This window comes from Vibrio natriegens NBRC 15636 = ATCC 14048 = DSM 759 (genome assembly GCF_035621455.1).
In the GTDB taxonomy this organism is placed as follows: Bacteria; Pseudomonadota; Gammaproteobacteria; order Enterobacterales; family Vibrionaceae; genus Vibrio; species Vibrio natriegens.
This window is the reverse complement of record NZ_CP141823.1, coordinates 314453-331180: the sequence shown is the minus strand read 5'-3', so window position 1 is coordinate 331180 and position 16728 is coordinate 314453. Positions and strand designations below refer to the sequence as shown.

Below are 16728 nucleotides of genomic sequence, written 5' to 3'. Positions count from 1 at the left end.
ATTGATGTTGAGGATGATTAGGTGAAGAAGATGATCTGATCATCGTCAGATGTGACTAAGCTTGCTTTCTTTTGTTCAATCAATTGCGCCGCACATGCTGGGGTAACTGCCTGAACTTGCCCTTTAGATTTAAGCGTTAATGTTTCCCATGCCTGATCTCGGTATTTACCTGCTTGCGTGTATTGAATAAGTACTTTCATCGTCGTCGCTCCGTTGTCATTGACGTGCTACTTAAACTAATCCGTTTATTTAAGTTGCACACTAGTTAAAAACGAAACATAAGTTTAACCAAATGAGTTTGACAGGTTTCTTCTGCGCTAAAAGTGGAAATATCATTTTGAATAACAAAGATATTACCAAGTTAAAAACCAATACACTTACAGGTGATTTATTTTTTTAGTGCCTAATTAAGCAGTCAATTTGTCTTACTCAAAAAGGAAATTAACGGGTTGTTGCCACTTCGGCTGGTAGAAATAACTTAAACAAAGCGGCATAGACGTTCGGCCCAAACACGGCGAGTTGCAAACGCAGAGCGACAACGATGTTGTTTGTGAATTTGCTCTGTCTCGAAAGTGGCTAAACTATTTTTGAGAGGCTTCTTGAACTTCTATTTGCTTTAGCTTTTTGTTCATGGCTCTGATAAAAACGTTAAACATTATGCCACTGACTAAGCTACTTATCGTTATGGTAAAAAAGGCGGAAACAATCCAATCCACCAACGCGAAATCACTCACAATGACTCTGGGTTGATAGAGCGCGACACCAAGAATGACGACCCAATGCTTTATGCAATAGAAGCACTTAAACAGGTAGCCAATCATATACCCACACTTATTGGCAAGGTTCTGGACCGGGATAAAAAGTTCAGTTTGCGTGATGGTGATAGAGATACTGGATGCAGCAACGGCTAACACAAAACAGACCCACAAGCTTTCTGCTTGCGTTGTACTTAATAATTCAAACATAAAACGATCTTACTTAACTTAAACTGTATCATTAAAAGATACATTAAAGTTTGTGCGAATATCAACCACAAAACAAAGCTGGGTATTCTTTTATTCGTTTTGGTGTGTTGCTTCTGCGTGCTCGGTATATTGACGGGTAAACTCGTCACTCAAAGAGGCGAGGGTGACTTGTGACAGGCGTTTGAGTAACAGCGCTTCGGCTTCTTGTAGCGCTTCGTTTAACGATGTATTTACCGACTTCTCGACAAGGCAGTTAGGATTTTGGTTATCAAAGCCAATAGAAAATACTTTGGGTTCACCGATGGCTTGGTAAATATCAAGAAGTGTCACTTTTTCCAGGTCACAACTGATAGACCAGCCGCCGTTCTTGCCCTTTGTCGACGTTATATAACCTGCTTTGTTCAAACCAGCCATGGTTCTACGAATGACGGCAGACTGGGTTCCGAGCATAGTAGCAAAGTGCTGCGAGCTCATTGGTTTATTTTCGTGAGCCAAGTGAAGCAAGATGTGAAGTACGCGTGATAACCGGCTGTCTAAATTCATAAAATTATTGTAAATCCGACTGAATAAGAGCCGACATCATAACAATATCGTCAGTGTTCAGCACGTGTAATTGGTGAAGTGAGGTGGCATGGCTTCCCTTATCTTAGTTGTCTGGGGGAAATTAATCATCGCCGATGAATAGCGACAGGAATGCGTCGAGGTCCAAAGTTCTCTCTTGGTCCTGCAAATCGCCCAGGGATTTTGTGGCCACAGTGGTTGCAGTGGCCAGTGTCGTCTAAATGGTATTCTCCGAGTTGATACCAATCTCTCTCAATGATCGGTTTACCGCAAGAAGGGCAATAGGTGGCATCGGAGTCCGGATCGTGAACATTGCCACAATAGACAAAGTGTAATCCGTGCGAAAGGGCGATATCCCGGGCTCGCAATAAGGTGCTCAGCGGGGTTCTGCCTTTGTCTAACATTTTGAAATCCGGATGGAAGGCGCTGAAATGAAGTGGTACGCTTGCCCCCAGGTTCTCAAAAATCCACTGGCACATGGCATTAAGTTCAGCATCACTGTCGTTTTCACCAGGAATGAGTAACGTAGTGATTTCGAACCATACGTCGGTTTCTTTTTTCAAGTACAGCAAGGTATCTAAAACAGGTTGAAGGTGACCGTGACATATCTTGTGATAGAAATGCTCAGTAAAGCCTTTCAAATCGATATTTGCGGCATCCATATGACGGTAGAACTCTTCTCTTGGCTCTTCACATATGTAACCAGCACTCACGGCAACGCTTTTCAAACCAAGGTCACGAGCTGCGATAGCTGCATCGATGGCATACTCCATAAACACAACTGGGTCGTTGTAGGTGAACGCTAAGCTTTTACAACCGTATTTTAGTGCCGTTTGTGCCAATTCGTCTGGCATTGCGGTGTCACATAAGGTGTCAAACTCGCGTGACTTGCTGATGTCCCAATTCTGACAAAACTGACAACTAAGGTTACAACCAGCGGTCCCAAAGCTCAGAACACTGGAGCCGGGATAGAAATGATTGAGCGGCTTTTTCTCAATGGGATCGATGCAAAAACCTGAGGAACGTCCGTAGCTGGTCAGGACGATTTCTCCCTGCCGGTGCATACGCACGAAACAAGCGCCGCGTTTTCCTTCTCGCAGTGTGCATTTGCGTGGGCATACATCACAACATACGCGACCGTCCTCTAGCTTATGCCAGTAGCGAGTTGGGAAATAATCGGGAGGAGAGGTTTGCATAGTGAATTCACCCTCTAATGACCTACACTAAAAGTATAGTTGATGCCATACGAGTAGGAATGCAATGAAATATCGGGAAGCCGCGGTGGCCGGAAGATTTTATCCCGCAACAGCAAATGAACTCATAACTCAGCTCGACGGTTATTTTGCCGAGCAAGCACTACTAACTGAGGCGCCAAAGGCACTTATCGTGCCCCATGCAGGCTACTTTTATTCCGGCGAAGTAGCGGCTAAGGCTTTTCGCCTGTTGAGCAATAGCAAAAATACGTTTTCTCGCGTTGTATTGTTCGGACCCAGCCACCATGTCGCATTAGATGGTTGTGCCGTCCCGGACAGTGATGTATTTCTTACCCCAACGGGAGAGGTGATGATAGATCGTGAGGGTGTTGAGGATTTGCTGTCACAAGATCTGGTCGCAACATCAGATCAAGCTCATCATTGGGAACATTCGTTAGAAGTGCAGTTGCCTTTCCTACAATATTGTCTGAATGATTTCACGCTTTTACCAATAGTCGTGGGACGCGATTTACACGGATACGTAAAGCGAATATTGGAAGCGGTGACTCAAACACCCAATACTCTCATCGTCGTGAGTAGCGACCTCAGTCATTACCATCCTTACAGCGAAGCCAATGAGATTGATGCCGATACCATTCAGCGTGTTTTGTCGTTTGGTAGCAACATTCACCCCGAACGAGCCTGTGGATGTAATGCAATCAATGGCTTGCTCGACTTCGCCAAGGAACAACACTGGGAGATTAAGTGTATTAATTACACCAATTCAGGAGATGTGATGGCCCATCATGAAAATCGCGCTCCAGAGCCGTCTGAAGGAGTCGTTGGTTATGCTAGCTTCATCTTGTTTTGAATTGACTCAGGAGGCCAAAACACGTCTTTTGCAAATGGTTTGGCAGGTTCTTGATGAAGCACTAAGAGGTAATGGTTTACAGCTACCACCAGAGCCAGATCTTAAAGAGTTACTCAAGCCAGCCGCCTGTTTTGTTACGTTACAGCATCACGGGAAGTTACGCGGCTGCATTGGTTCATTAGAAGCGAATGAACCTCTGTGGCTTAATGTCTGTAAAAATGCGTATGCCAGCGGTTTTCAGGATTCTCGGTTCCTACCTCTTACACTGAGTGACCGATCTGGATTGAATGTCGATATATCCGTCTTATCAAACTTAAAGCCTCTAACAAATCATGGTGAAGCAACCTTACTGGCAACATTGCGTCCCGGTATTGATGGGCTGTTATTAGAAGATGAATGGCACCGAGCTGTGTTTCTTCCTTCAGTGTGGGAAGTTTTGCCGACCCCTGAACAGTTTGTTCGTGCGTTAAAGCGCAAAGGAGGGTGGCCAGAAACTTATTGGGACGAAGACATTGTTATCCATCATTTTACAACCACCGTGATCTCTGAAATATAGTTTCGCCGCTGGTTCTATTTCTGACTTTGCAGAGCATGGGTAGGGTAGCGGTTTATCACATTTTCTAAAGTCATGATTCCAAACATGATTTTTCTAACAAAAGACTCCGAGCTGCCAACAAAGTAAAAGTGGGGGTGCTTGGACCAGATTCGTTGCAGCTTTTTGTCTAATTTTGCTGCTTGTTCCAGAGATTCACTCCTAGTTGGATTGTTGCTGCTGATGTCTTGTCCAGATGCAGCAGCAGACTCAAAAAAGATCACGGCATCATAGCGTTCAAGTTCTTGCTCGAAAGTAGAGTTTATTTGCTTAAAGAAGTCACTTTCTGAATTGGGCCAGTAGGCGAGTCCATCAAGCGAACCACGGTCACAGACTAATAATCTATCTGGATACTGGATTTTATAGATGTCTTCGAGGTTTTTTTGCAGTTGAAAAATGGTCTTTTGTACCATCTTAGTACTTTGTTCGTTGTCAGAACGTTCGACACCACCAGAGAAAAGTAGTGTGGCTGCCTCAGGAACAACCACAATTTTATCCCTCAGTTCTCTGCGAAAGAGATCCAATGCAGTAGTTTTCCCTCCGCCCGGGCCACCGGTTACCACGACTTGTAACTGCTTTCTCATCCTAGCCTCTGACTTCAAGTAGTTAGTTGATATTTAAAGCATAGTCAAAAAATATACAAAGTTAGGTAATGTTAGGTTTAATAAATGGCTGGCTCTATAAGCCACTTACAAACTAGGCAGTACAAATATTTCTGAATCCATGAATGATTCGTGCTGCCTAAATAACCTCGAACGCAAGTCGTTTTTCATCATGCATATTGATCGAGTGCATTTCGATGGATCCTTGATGGAACTCACACAAAGTAATACGAGGGTCAGGAATAAAGTTGTTCGCACTGTAACCTGCGCCAGTATCAATAAATAACTTATTTTTCTTCATTTTGGGGCTGTTTAACGGGGTATGGCCGGACACAACAAAATCAACATTATCAATGTGCTTACCTGTACTTCTTAAAATATCATCCCGCCCCCAAAGCATGGTCTTAATCGAGTCTTTATCTACGGATTTTTCGTCGGGTGGCCACAGAGTAAATGGATATTCCGCATGCAGTACACCGATGCGCCACTGGTCGACTTCCACACTAAGCGTCAGGCTAAAGCACGAGGCAACGGTTTTTCTGGCGGCTTCTTTTTCGGCTTGCGTTAAGGACAACCACCATTCGCCACCATTCATCATCCACATGGACTTTCTGTATGGGTCTTGATCGAATCTTTCCAAAATAAAGCTGTCGTGATTTCCCAGGACGGGAAAGAACCACTTTTCTCTCGCGAGGTTTAAACATCGTAAAGAGTCATCACCTCGATCGGTTAAATCACCAACCGAGAATACACGGTCTCGATATTTGTCGAAGTGAAGCGCCTTTAACGCATGAATAAACAGCTCAAAATTACCATGAATATCGCCAACAAACAGATCTTTTCCCAACGTATTTCGGGAGAAGCGAGTATGTAATGGTAAGTCAGATGGACTGCTCATGATCACTAGCTTACTTATATCAGTGATACCTTACTCAAGAATAGCACAGGCTAAAAAAGGGCAGTTTGCACTTACTAAGTCGTCGCTTTAGAGCGTCGTTAATTCTTATTGACTTCAGATAAAAGAAAGTCGCGAAACGTCTGATTGGCACGCGAAAGGTAGCTATCTTTACGCCAGGCCAAACTTAGGTCAATTTCGAACGTTTCGGCAAATGGACGAGTAACGATCTCATCATCATCTCTGATTGCGACTTTCCACATCGGTGAAATGGCGTAACCTTGGCGAATCACTGCTTTGATTAAAGGCAGTAAATTACTGCTAAACGCGACTTTCGGTTTCATGTTAACTTGTTGAGAAACTAGGTCGATTAAGGTGTGGTGATAGTAGCCTTTTTGAAACAGGACTAAATCGTGAGCAAGAAAATCAGAATATTCAATCACCTCTTTCTCTGCTAAAGGGTGATCGACGGCCATACAAACGACCATTTCTTCGCGGATAAGTGGGCCGCTTTCTAATTCCGGTGTGAGATCTTTACTCGCAACGACACCAAGCTCTACTTCTCCTTCAAGTAACATTCGTCGAATATTACGCGTGCCTGTATCGAGGATATTCATATCAATATTCGGATATTGATGCCTGAATGCCATCACAAGAGGCGGAAAGTAGTAAGAGCCGAGCATGCTGGGTACGGCAACGTCAACCAAACCCTGATCTAATCCTTCCATTGCCTGCATCGCCAGTTTGGCATCATCAGCCTGTTTTAAGATTTGTATAGCGTGCGAAAGAAACTCATTGCCAGCGACGGTCAAAGTAATACCACGATCTCTGCGATTAAACAGTGGCGTTTTCAGTTCCTGCTCCAGCTTCTTGATACTACTGCTAATTGCTGGTTGCGCTAAGTTCATCAACCTCGCTGCGGCGGAAATAGAGCTCTGCTCTGCGGCGGCAACAAAGTGCCTTAACTGACGTAATTCCATATCCACTCATCCTTACTTAGATCGCACAATGACGGCTTCGGTTTATCTATGTATATAAATTTTATTTATGGATCTGATAAATACAAAATATTTTTTTTATTGTCAATTGGTCGATACCCTAGCGCTGTAACCAGTTTCATTAATTGACAAGAAAAAGTAGTTTGCAGTGAAAAAATCAGCCCATTACAGTAGAGTCGTCATTTGTGTCTGTCTCTTCTCCATCGTCACTTTTGCCAATATTTATTGGTTGCAGCCTTTGTTGCCTGTGCTTCAGAAAGAGTTTCAGGTTAGCTCTTTGGCTGCAAACTTAGCGATGTCAGCACCTTTATTTGGTATGGGGCTGGGCTTATTGATTTTCGCCAGTTTGTCTGACGCTATCGGACGGTGCAAAGTGTTATTAGTAGGGACCGCGATTGGGCTTTTGGTCTCGCTTGCTCTGCCTATGGTAAAAAGCTATGACGTTTTCTTAAGCTTACGTTTTCTTCAGGGTATGTTTTTGGCGGTATGTCCGGCATTGGCCGTACCGCTTATGGGCGAGGAACTGAGAAAAAGTTGGCTAGCAGGCGCGGTCGGTTTTTACGTAGCCTCTAACACTCTTGGCGGGATCTGCAGTCGCTTAATGGGTGGACTCAGCACGGAACTGCTGGGTAACTGGGCATACGCTGGCTATATGATTGCTGGTATCAGTGTGGTTCTTTATGTCATCATTTACTGTTTATTGCCTAAGCAGCGTCACTTTAAACCAGCTCCTCTTCGCGTGGGGAAATGTCTCAAAGCGTATGGCTATCACCTTAAAAACCCTCAGCTGGTGGTGTTGTATCTACTCATCGGTTTGGCATTCGGTACGTTTGTTAACCTTTCTAATTATTTGATGATGGTGTTAAGCGATTACCCATACAACCTGCCTAGCGACGTTCGTAGTTTGATGTTTTTAACGTTACTTGGCGGTACAACCAGCTCTTCGCTTGCTGGTCAGTTTGCGAAAAAACACAGTCAGATTGCTGGCGTGGCGTTTGGTGCAATCATTATGTTGATGGCCAACTTTTTAATGAGTTGGTCAAATATCTATACCATGGTCATTGGCATGGTGATGGTATCGGTCGGATTCTTTTTCTGTCATGCGCAAGCCAGTACCTTGATTGGTCGAAAAGCCACTAAATCTAAAGGCAGTGCCCAAGCGCTATACAGTTTGTTTTACTACTCAGGTGCGAGCTTAGGCGTCTTTTTCTTAGAGCCGTTTTATCAAGCCTGGGGATGGCAGGGTATTCTGGGAGCCACACGTATCGCACTCGCGCTTTGTATCCTATTAGTGATCATTTACCAGTGGATCAAAATATACAAAGATAACCATTCTCATGCTATGTCATAAATGCTCTGTGTATGAATGTGTTTAGTGTAGTGTTAAAAGAGCCTGTCGCGGGCTCTTTCTCATTTTGGACGAAGTAAAACATATGCAACTCTTGTGTTAATTCCATGTTTCAGGCAGTCTGGAAGTTCGATTCTATATCCAACTCATCCCCCGAGGGGTAATCGGTAAGCCGCTTTTGCCAACTATCCGTATTACGTGACACGGTGGACGCCTGAAAGGAAGCATAATGTCTTTACGTGATCGGTTATTAGCTCTCACCATCGTGCTGGTGTGGGGTGTCAATTTTGTGGTTATCAAAGTCGGCCTGCAAGGGATGCCGCCTCTGTTACTGGCGGGATTGCGCTTTGCTTTAGTCGCGTTTCCTGCGTTGCTTTTTATTCCTCGCCCTAAAGTGCCTTTAAAATGGCTTGTTGCCTATGGCTTAACCATCAGTTTTGGACAGTTTGCGTTACTTTTTTGGGCGCTGAATGTTGGTTTGGCGGCAGGGTTAGCGTCACTTCTCTTACAGGCACAGGCATTTATCACGCTAGGATTTGGAATATTACTGCTCAAAGAAAAGGTGCAGCGTCACAATGTTATTGCAGTTGTGACCGCTGGTTGTGGCGTTTACCTACTTGCGGCAGCGCAACATGATGGCGCTGCATCGCTTACTGGTGTGACCTTGATACTCATTTTAGGTGCTGCAACTTGTTGGGCGCTTGGCAACATTACCAATAAAGTGATCATGCAAAACTACAGCGTGCCGACTATGTCACTGATCGTCTGGAGCGCCTTAGTACCCACCTTCGCATTTGCCATTGCCTCTGTTTCGATAGAGGGACCAGACGTTATCAAGAGCTCGTTGTTAAACATGCAATGGCACAACCTGTTTTCAATTGTTTACCTGTCACTTTTGGCGACTATTGTCGGCTATGGAGGCTGGAGTTACCTGCTGAGTCGTTATCCAACTGCTTTGGTTGCGCCTTTGTCTTTGCTGGTTCCGGTATTTGGCTTGCTTAGCGCATGGATTCTATTAGATGAAAGCCTGAGCTTGTATCAGGTGATGGGTGTAATTGTCATTGCAGTGGGGTTAGTGATTAACGTATTTGGTCGACGTTGGTTTAGGAGAAAAGCTGATCTGGTGTCGTCGGTTTAGAGGTAGTGTTAGAGCGTTTTGGCGGCGATGTTCCACCCTGGGAAAGAAGCTTAATCGTTTAGAATTAATCTGCGGTATGAATGATTACGTTCAACTTCATCTATGGAGGCGGTTGAGATAGTCTACACTGTCAGACAGTTAAGTTAATATTTATAAGTCCTTAACTAAAAAGGATATGGAAGTACAACATGAACGAAAGTAAACGACCTGTAAACTCTCATCGGGCTTATCATGCCCATGTCTATTTTGATCACCAAACGGTGGCGTTTGCGTCAGGGCTATGCCGAGAAGCCGAAGAAAGGTTTCGTGTAAAAATGGGACGAGTCCATGAGAAATTGGTTGGTCCGCACCCGAAATGGAGTTGTCAGCTCAAGTTCACGTCTAAGGATTTTGATGAGCTCATTCCATGGTTAGAAGAAAATCGAGAAGGTTTGTCAATTTTGGTTCACGCGCTTTCAGGTAACGAGTGGGAAGATCATACTCTGTATGCGTATTGGCTGGGTGAAAGCCTTGTGTTGGATTTATCTGTTTTCGAAGCGACATCAGAAAGAGAAGATTGATAGAGCCTATAACCAGCCGAATGGATGTTAAGGAGTCGCACTCGCGGCTCCTTTCTTTTTGTGTTTAGCCAGGATAAGGCAACTTAGAGGTTATGTTAAATCTTGAATATTTAAGTATCTGATCTAACCTAATATTTTAACAATAAGAATAATCATATCGTTGGCAGGTGATTTGTTATCCAGGGAGGCTGGGGAACATGAGCGAAGCGGTCAAGAAAAGTACTTTCAGTATGAAAGTAACAGTGGTTTCCGTATTTCTATTTTTATCTTCATTAATCGTTATCTTAGCCCTTTCATTACAGTATTACTTTAGTCAGGGACTTGCCAAAGATGCCGCATCAACGGCGTTCAACCGGACTGCAAATGGCTTTAGCGAAAAAATTGATTCACTCAATACACAAACAAGTAACCTCATCAATGTACTCTCACACTTTCCCCAAATAGATCAGGAAGTCGAAACCAACGATCAACATTCAGCCCGAGAAGTGATCGCCCAAGCGATGTTAAAAAATAATAATTTATATGGGGTATACATTGGTTATGGAAATGGCGACTTTTATGAGCTGATAAATCTCGGCAGCAGTGAGAATTTAAAATCCAAACACGGTGCGGCGACAGATGAAAGTTGGTTAGTGGTTAAAATTTATGAATCAGGAGGAGGAAAGGAGCGATTGTCTGAATATTACGATAGTAATTTCAACCTCACTCGCCGCAATGTAGAGCCCACGACGTATTCTGCAAATAGACGTCCCTGGTATCGAAAAGCCATCAACAGCAATGAAGTCGTCAAAACTGCGCCTTATCTTTTCCACAATCTACAAACGCCGGGTGTCACTTACGCCAAACGCATAAAAAATACCGATAGCGTTATCGCAGCAGATATCTCTCTTACATCATTATCCGCATTTCTTGCTAAGAATAACTCCGATGGCGAAGCCATGATATTTGATACCAACGGACGCATTCATGCACACTCCTTCGAGTTAGCCAGTGACACTGATGCTTTACCAACACAGCCGATAGCGTTGACTGCCGAAGAGAAGCATTATGTCGATTCGCTTGGTGTTCTTCGGATCGCGAATAAATCAAACTGGCCACCATTCGATTTCTCTTACAGCGGGTTACCGCAAGGTTATTCTACCGATCTGGTGAGTCTCTTAACCAAAAAACTCGGTTTAGACGTCAAATACGTTAACGGATACAGTTGGGAAGATTTAAACGCTCTGTACCTGTCCGGTAATATCGATATTCAACAGTCAGTCCCCGAGCTGCCGTTAACGTCACACACGGGCTTATCGACCACACCGTATCTTGAGCTATCCAGCGCGATTGTCACCAGAACAGAACATCCAAACGTCAGCAGCTTAGATCAGTTAGAAGGGAAGTCACTGGCTATCTCGGTGGGATCGGGATTGGCTGAACGTATTCAGCGCGATTATCCCAATATTAATGTCCTAAAAGTGAAAGACAGTCTAAGTGCACTTAAAGCGGTGGAAAACCGATCAGCCGATGCATCGTTGGAGTCTAAGCGAGTCGCAGACTACTTGGTTGGTGCTTATTCTCTTAGTGAGTTAAAGGTACATCAAGCAATACAAGGCTTTGATCAAACGTTGTCGATAATGGTTGCTGAAGATAAAAAGCCACTGGTGAGTTTACTTAACAAAGCCATGGCATCTGTTTCTGACACAGAGAAGCAATCGCTAGAAAAGAAATGGTTAGAAGATCAGGGCGATCAAAGCAGTCAAAACAACAATATTGTCCGTTCTCTTAAAGCGGGGGTTGTGCCGTTTCGTGAACTGGTCAACATGGCAAAACAGAGCGAAACGGACAGTCCGGTATTGGCCTCAATTGAAAGTCACGGCAAACCGTACACCCTTTATGTGCAGCGAGTCGAAGTAAGCCTGGGCTCCAAAGAATACATTGGGTTTGTTCTCCCTACCGAGATAATTCAAGCGCCGTATATGGATAAAGTGAACAAGTCTACGGTCATCACGTTTGGTGCGATGTTGTTGCTTTTGCCAGTACTTTTGTTTTTCGCCAATGTCATTGTTCGACCGGTTCGGGCATTATTTGGTGAGAGCGAAAAAATCAAGAAGCGGGATTTTAGCTCAGTAGAGAAAGTACCAAGTTGGATAGCCGAGCTTTCGGCGCTTTCGGATTCGATGTTCTCTATGTCTCGCTCGATCGAAGAATATCAAAAACATCAGCAAGAATTAATGGACTCGTTCGTCAAGCTGATTGCTCAAGCCATTGATGACAAGTCTCCTTATACGGCGGGGCACTGTGAGAGGGTACCAATACTTGCGATTGAACTCGCGAAAGCCGCTAACAAGAGTAATTTGCCAGCCTTTAAAGATTTCAAACTGAAAACAGAAGAAGAGTGGCGGGAGTTTGAAATTGCTGCGTGGTTGCATGATTGCGGTAAAGTGACCACACCAGAACATATCGTCGACAAAGGCACCAAGCTTGAAGCGATATTTAACCGAATCCATCTGGTTAGAATGCGTTTTGAAGTGTTGTTAAGAGAGGCGGAAATTTCCTATTGGAAAGGCATTGAATCTGGTAAAGATGCCGACGAATTGAAACGCGCGCTTGCTCAGCGTCAGGAGCAGATTAAAGATGACTTTGCCTTTGTTGCCCAATGTAATGTGGGTGGCGAGTTTATGTCTGATGAACACTTGGATAGATTGAAGGAAATCGCCTCTCAAACCTGGATTCGCCACTTAGATGACCGGCTGGGTTTGTCGCCAGAAGAAAGCCGGCGTATTGAAAGCATAGAGTCTCAGAGTGTGCCGTGTGAAGAAAATCTGTTGTCTGATAAGCCAGAGCATTTGATTAAATGGCCGCAAGACCCGAATAGTAAAACTGGTGAAGAGATTAAAATGCGCGCTCCTGAATATCAGGCAAATCAAGGAGAGCTGTATAATTTGAGTATTGGCAGAGGTACGTTAACTGCAGAAGACCGTTACCGAATTAACGAACATATTGTTTCTACGATACGAATGCTTGAAGCTTTGCCATTACCGGAAGAATTAAGGCGTGTTCCAGAATATGCAGGTGGTCATCATGAAACCCTCCGCGGTGACGGATATCCAAAACAACTCAGTGCAGATGAATTGCCGACCGCAACTCGAATTTTAGCCATTGCCGATGTATTTGAAGCACTCACCGCATCTGACCGACCGTATAAAAAAGCCAAACCACTAAGTGAAGCGATAAAAATACTCAATTTTATGGTTCAAGACGGGCACTTAGATAAGGATTTGTTTGAGCTGATGTTAAATCATAACCTTCACATCGAGTATGCGAAAACATTCCTACCAGATGAGCAGATTGATGTTGAAGAGTCACAAAATTGCAGCTCGCCTTTAGAGCCTGAAACTCAGAACGTAAGTGGTGGGTTCTAGTTTAAGCGCGAGGTTTTACTATAAGAGGATCAAAAAGGGCGAGCATCAACCTGCTCGCCCTTTGTTTGACTGTTTACAGTTGTTCAGCAAGCTGAGGCAGAATCTCAAACAGATCGCCGACTAGCCCGTAATCAGCGACTTCAAAGATAGGGGAGTCTGGATCTTTGTTGATCGCAACAATGACTTTAGACTCTTTCATACCTGCAAGGTGCTGGATTGCACCAGAGATCCCAACCGCAATATAAAGCTTAGGTGCGACAATTTTACCGGTTTGGCCAACTTGTAAGTCATTCGCGACAAAACCAGCATCGACGGCAGCACGAGACGCCCCAATCGCTGCGCCAAGTTTGTCGGCAACTTTTTCGATAAGCTCGAAGTTTTCTTTGCTGCCCACACCACGACCACCAGAAATCACGATTTCAGCGGCGGTGAGTTCAGGTCGCTCTGAAACGGTCTTGTCGATAGCGACCAACTCAACAACTGGAGATTGAACTGTGGTTTGCTGATGTTCAATGTCAACTTGGCTATTGCAGGCAACCGGGTCAAAGGCCGAAGCACGCACGGTGACCACACGCAATGAGTCGTTTGATGTTACTTTAGCGAACGCGTTACCCGCATAAATTGGTCGGATAAATGTCTTGTCATCCACCACTTGAACGATATCTGAGATTTGTCCAACTCCGCATTTAGCTGCGATGCGTGGCGCAAGATCTTTCCCTTTTGATGAAGAGTTTGCCCAGATGCCGTCAAATCCGTCGGCTAGCCCTGACACAACAGGAGCAATATTTTCGGCGAATTGGTGCACCAGCGATTCGTCGTCAATGCAAATCACTTTAGCAATGCCATCAACTCGGCTTGCTTGTTGGGCAACGTCTTCACACTGATAACCAACCACGAGTAGAGTATTGTCTTGGCTCACCTGACTCGCAGCATTCACAACTTTCAGCGTATCGGCATGCAGTTGCTGGTTGTCATGTTCTGCAATAATTAGATTCTTCATGAAATCACCTTCGCTTCGTTACGTAGCTTATCAATAAGTTCAGAGACAGACTCTACTTTGATGCCTGCTTTTCGTTGCGCTGGTGGCGTGACTTCAGTGATGGTCTGGCTAAATACAATCTCAACACCCAGGCTCTCGGGAGTGATCGTATCTAGTGGTTTGCGTTTGGCTTTCATGATGTTTGGCAAAGACGCAAAGCGAGGCTCATTTAAGCGTAAATCAGTGCTGATCACCGCTGGTAAGCTCATTGCTACTGTCATCAAACCGCCATCAACTTCTCTCACTACCTGAACTTTTTGATCTTCAATCTTCACTTCCGAAGCGAAGGTTGCCTGAGGCCAGTCAAGCAGAGCTGCCAGCATTTGTGCAACTTGGTTGTTGTCGGTGTCGATAGACTGTTTACCGGTGATCACCAGTTGAGCTTGCTCTTGCTCGACGATCGCTTTTAGTAGTTTCGATACAACCAGCGGTTCAATCTTGTCTTCAGTTTCAATATGAATGGCTCGATCTGCGCCTAGCGCTAGGGCAGTACGCAATTGTTCCTGACACTGTGTGCCACCCGCACTCACAACGATGACTTCTTCTGCAATCCCTTGTTCTTTAAGTCGCACAGCTTCTTCAACGGCGATTTCACAGAAAGGGTTGATAGTCATCTTGACGTTATTGGTTTCAACATCGCTGTTGTCCGACTTAACACGGACCTTAATGTAAGGATCAATGACCCTTTTAATTGGCACTAGTATTTTCACGTTAGATTCCTTTTTACAGTGAAGACTATGTGTTTACAGTGAAGACGATGTGATGACGTCTTTAAATTGATGTTAATTTACCTTTACGTTTGCGTCAACTTTAAATATATTGTTGTTTAACAAGTTGGCAACATGCAAAAAGAAGAAGGGAATACAACCATGGAAAGAGACTGCATGGAGTTTGATGTTCTGATTGTTGGCGCAGGGCCTGCGGGCTTGTCTGCTGCCTGCCGCATTAAACAGTTGGCAATGGAAAAAAACCAAGAAATCTCAGTTTGTGTTGTCGAGAAAGGTTCAGAAGTCGGCGCGCACATACTCTCTGGTGCGGTGTTTGAAACGCGCAGTCTGGAGGAGTTGTTTCCTGAATGGGAGGCAATGGGTGCCCCACTGAATACTAAAGTTAATCAGGATAAAACCTACTATCTGAGTAATGAACTCAATGGTCATGAGCTGCCAACGTGGGCAGTGCCGAATACGTTACACAACGAAGGTAACTACATAATAAGCTTAGGTAGCTTATGCCGCTGGATGTCGAATGAAGCGGAAAACTTAGGCGTGGAAATTTACCCAGGTTTCAGTGCCAGTCAGGCTATCTTTGACGAGCAAAACCGTGTTTGTGGCGTAATTACTGGCGATATGGGCTTGGATAAAAATGGCAAGCAGAAAGCCAATTTTGAGCCGGGTATTGAGCTTCGCGCTAAGTTTACTTTGTTTGCCGAAGGTGCACGTGGTCATATCGGTAAACAACTGATTAACAAATTTAATTTAGCTGATGATAAAACGCCTCAGCACTATGCGATTGGTTTTAAAGAGCTGTGGGAAATTCCTGCCGAGCAGCATCAGCAAGGGTTAGTTGTGCATGGATTAGGCTGGCCACTTGCGAGTGAGGCAACAGGGGGAAGCTACCTCTATCATTTGGAAGGTAACCAAGTTGCGGTTGGTCTGATAATCGACCTCAATTATACCAACCCTCATCTCAGCCCGTTTGACGAATTCCAGCGGTTCAAACATCACCCGATGATTGAGCAATACCTTAAAAATGGTAAGCGCATCAGCTATGGCGCGAGAGCGATCACTAAAGGTGGGTTCCACTCCCTTCCAACTCAAGAATTTGCTGGGGGATTACTGATTGGCTGTGATGCAGGCACGCTCAATGGTGCCAAAATCAAAGGCACTCATACCGCAATGAAATCGGGGATGCTTGCCGCCGAAGCAGTATTCGAAGCAATTTTAAATCAGTCGGCTAGTGCTGATTACCAGAAACATTTCCACCAGTCTTGGTTATACGAAGAACTGTATCAGGCACGTAACTTTTCAAGCGGCATTCACCGCTTTGGCGCTTGGTTAGGTGGAGGCTTGGCGATGCTGGAACACAACGTGTTAAAAGGCAAAGCGAAGTGGAATGTACGCTGTAATAATCCTGATCATCAATCGTTACTTTTGGCAGAAAAGAGCCATGAGATTGCCTATCCCAAGCCGGATGGCGTATTGAGTTTTGATCGCCTCTCTTCAGTCTATTTGTCCAATATCTTCCACGAAGAAGATCAGCCATGTCATCTGCATCTTACTAGTCAGCGAATACCAATAGAGCAGAACTTAGCTCTTTACGCCGAGCCAGCACAGCGCTATTGCCCTGCTGGGGTGTATGAAATAGTCAAGGGTGAGGAACAAGCTGAATTACAGATTAATGCGGCAAACTGCATTCACTGTAAAACCTGCGACATCAAGGACCCAAGTCAAAACATTACCTGGACACCTCCAGAAGGGGGCGGTGGCCCTAACTACCCGAACATGTAATTTCGCATGTAATTTCTATTAACAATTTATTTACTTAAAGTTTGCGTTAGTT

At 44.5% G+C, this 16728-nt stretch carries 16 protein-coding genes; 7 read left to right on the top strand and 9 right to left on the bottom strand.

Annotated elements, in window-relative coordinates; translation table 11 throughout:
- Positions 1–17 precede the first annotated feature (17 nt).
- From VER99_RS16010 to amrS, 4 genes are all read right to left on the bottom strand, one after another.
- Positions 18–200: a hypothetical protein gene (locus tag VER99_RS16010; RefSeq protein ID WP_014233923.1), complete on the bottom strand. Its 183-nt coding sequence runs from the start codon at positions 198–200 to the stop codon at positions 18–20.
- 381 nt (positions 201–581) lie between these two features.
- Positions 582–965, bottom strand: coding sequence for a hypothetical protein (locus VER99_RS16005; protein ID WP_020333749.1), 384 nt, complete (start codon positions 963–965; stop codon positions 582–584).
- Positions 966–1055: 90 nt separating this feature from the next.
- Positions 1056–1508 carry an Rrf2 family transcriptional regulator gene (locus tag VER99_RS16000; RefSeq protein ID WP_020333750.1) on the bottom strand — a complete coding sequence of 151 codons (453 nt, stop codon included), beginning with the start codon at positions 1506–1508 and terminating at the stop codon, positions 1056–1058.
- A 125-nt stretch (positions 1509–1633) separates the two neighbouring features.
- Positions 1634–2722 carry an AmmeMemoRadiSam system radical SAM enzyme gene (gene amrS, locus VER99_RS15995; RefSeq protein WP_024372581.1) on the bottom strand — a complete coding sequence of 363 codons (1089 nt, stop codon included), beginning with the start codon at positions 2720–2722 and terminating at the stop codon, positions 1634–1636.
- A gap of 64 nt (positions 2723–2786) precedes the next feature.
- Between amrS and amrB the strand changes: the two genes are divergently transcribed.
- Positions 2787–3590 (top strand): AmmeMemoRadiSam system protein B, encoded by an 804-nt coding sequence (gene amrB / locus VER99_RS15990; RefSeq protein ID WP_014233927.1) that lies wholly within the window; start codon positions 2787–2789, stop codon positions 3588–3590.
- On the top strand, positions 3568–4146 hold the full coding sequence (gene amrA, locus VER99_RS15985; RefSeq protein ID WP_020333752.1) for an AmmeMemoRadiSam system protein A: 579 nt from the start codon (positions 3568–3570) through the stop codon (positions 4144–4146). Before amrB ends, amrA begins: the two co-directional genes overlap by 23 nt.
- 14 nt (positions 4147–4160) lie before the next feature.
- On the opposite strand, the gene VER99_RS15980 is transcribed toward amrA, so the two are convergent.
- From VER99_RS15980 to VER99_RS15970, 3 genes are all read right to left on the bottom strand, one after another.
- The gene (locus tag VER99_RS15980; RefSeq protein WP_014233929.1) at positions 4161–4766 is read right to left on the bottom strand and encodes an AAA family ATPase; all 606 of its coding nucleotides are present in this window, start codon (positions 4764–4766) and stop codon (positions 4161–4163) included.
- 157 nt (positions 4767–4923) lie between these two features.
- The gene (locus tag VER99_RS15975; protein ID WP_020333753.1) at positions 4924–5682 is read right to left on the bottom strand and encodes a metallophosphoesterase; all 759 of its coding nucleotides are present in this window, start codon (positions 5680–5682) and stop codon (positions 4924–4926) included.
- Positions 5683–5780: 98 nt separating this feature from the next.
- Positions 5781–6659 (bottom strand): LysR family transcriptional regulator, encoded by an 879-nt coding sequence (locus tag VER99_RS15970; protein WP_020333754.1) that lies wholly within the window; start codon positions 6657–6659, stop codon positions 5781–5783.
- 166 nt (positions 6660–6825) lie between these two features.
- Between VER99_RS15970 and VER99_RS15965 the strand changes: the two genes are divergently transcribed.
- The 4 genes from VER99_RS15965 (at position 6826) to VER99_RS15950 (ending at position 13130) form a co-directional block, all read left to right on the top strand.
- A complete protein-coding gene (locus VER99_RS15965; RefSeq protein ID WP_014233932.1) occupies positions 6826–8028 on the top strand; it encodes an MFS transporter in 1203 nt (400 codons plus the stop codon).
- Positions 8029–8254: 226 nt separating this feature from the next.
- A complete protein-coding gene (locus VER99_RS15960; protein WP_020333755.1) occupies positions 8255–9163 on the top strand; it encodes an O-acetylserine/cysteine exporter in 909 nt (302 codons plus the stop codon).
- Positions 9164–9351: 188 nt separating this feature from the next.
- A complete protein-coding gene (locus VER99_RS15955) occupies positions 9352–9723 on the top strand; it encodes a DOPA 4,5-dioxygenase family protein (protein WP_020333756.1) in 372 nt (123 codons plus the stop codon).
- 197 nt (positions 9724–9920) lie between these two features.
- A complete protein-coding gene (locus tag VER99_RS15950) occupies positions 9921–13130 on the top strand; it encodes an HD domain-containing phosphohydrolase (RefSeq protein WP_020333757.1) in 3210 nt (1069 codons plus the stop codon).
- A gap of 73 nt (positions 13131–13203) precedes the next feature.
- Here VER99_RS15950 and VER99_RS15945 read toward each other — a convergent pair whose 3' ends face one another.
- Both VER99_RS15945 and VER99_RS15940 read right to left on the bottom strand, forming a co-directional pair.
- Positions 13204–14130, bottom strand: a complete 927-nt coding sequence (locus VER99_RS15945; protein ID WP_020333758.1) for an electron transfer flavoprotein subunit alpha/FixB family protein — start codon at positions 14128–14130, stop codon at positions 13204–13206.
- Positions 14127–14879, bottom strand: a complete 753-nt coding sequence (locus VER99_RS15940) for an electron transfer flavoprotein subunit beta/FixA family protein (RefSeq protein WP_020333759.1) — start codon at positions 14877–14879, stop codon at positions 14127–14129. The genes VER99_RS15945 and VER99_RS15940 overlap by 4 nt, the downstream gene beginning before the upstream one ends.
- Before the next feature lie 159 nt (positions 14880–15038).
- Between VER99_RS15940 and VER99_RS15935 the strand changes: the two genes are divergently transcribed.
- A complete protein-coding gene (locus VER99_RS15935; protein ID WP_024372583.1) occupies positions 15039–16676 on the top strand; it encodes an electron transfer flavoprotein-ubiquinone oxidoreductase in 1638 nt (545 codons plus the stop codon).
- The last annotated feature ends 52 nt before the right edge of the window (positions 16677–16728 follow it).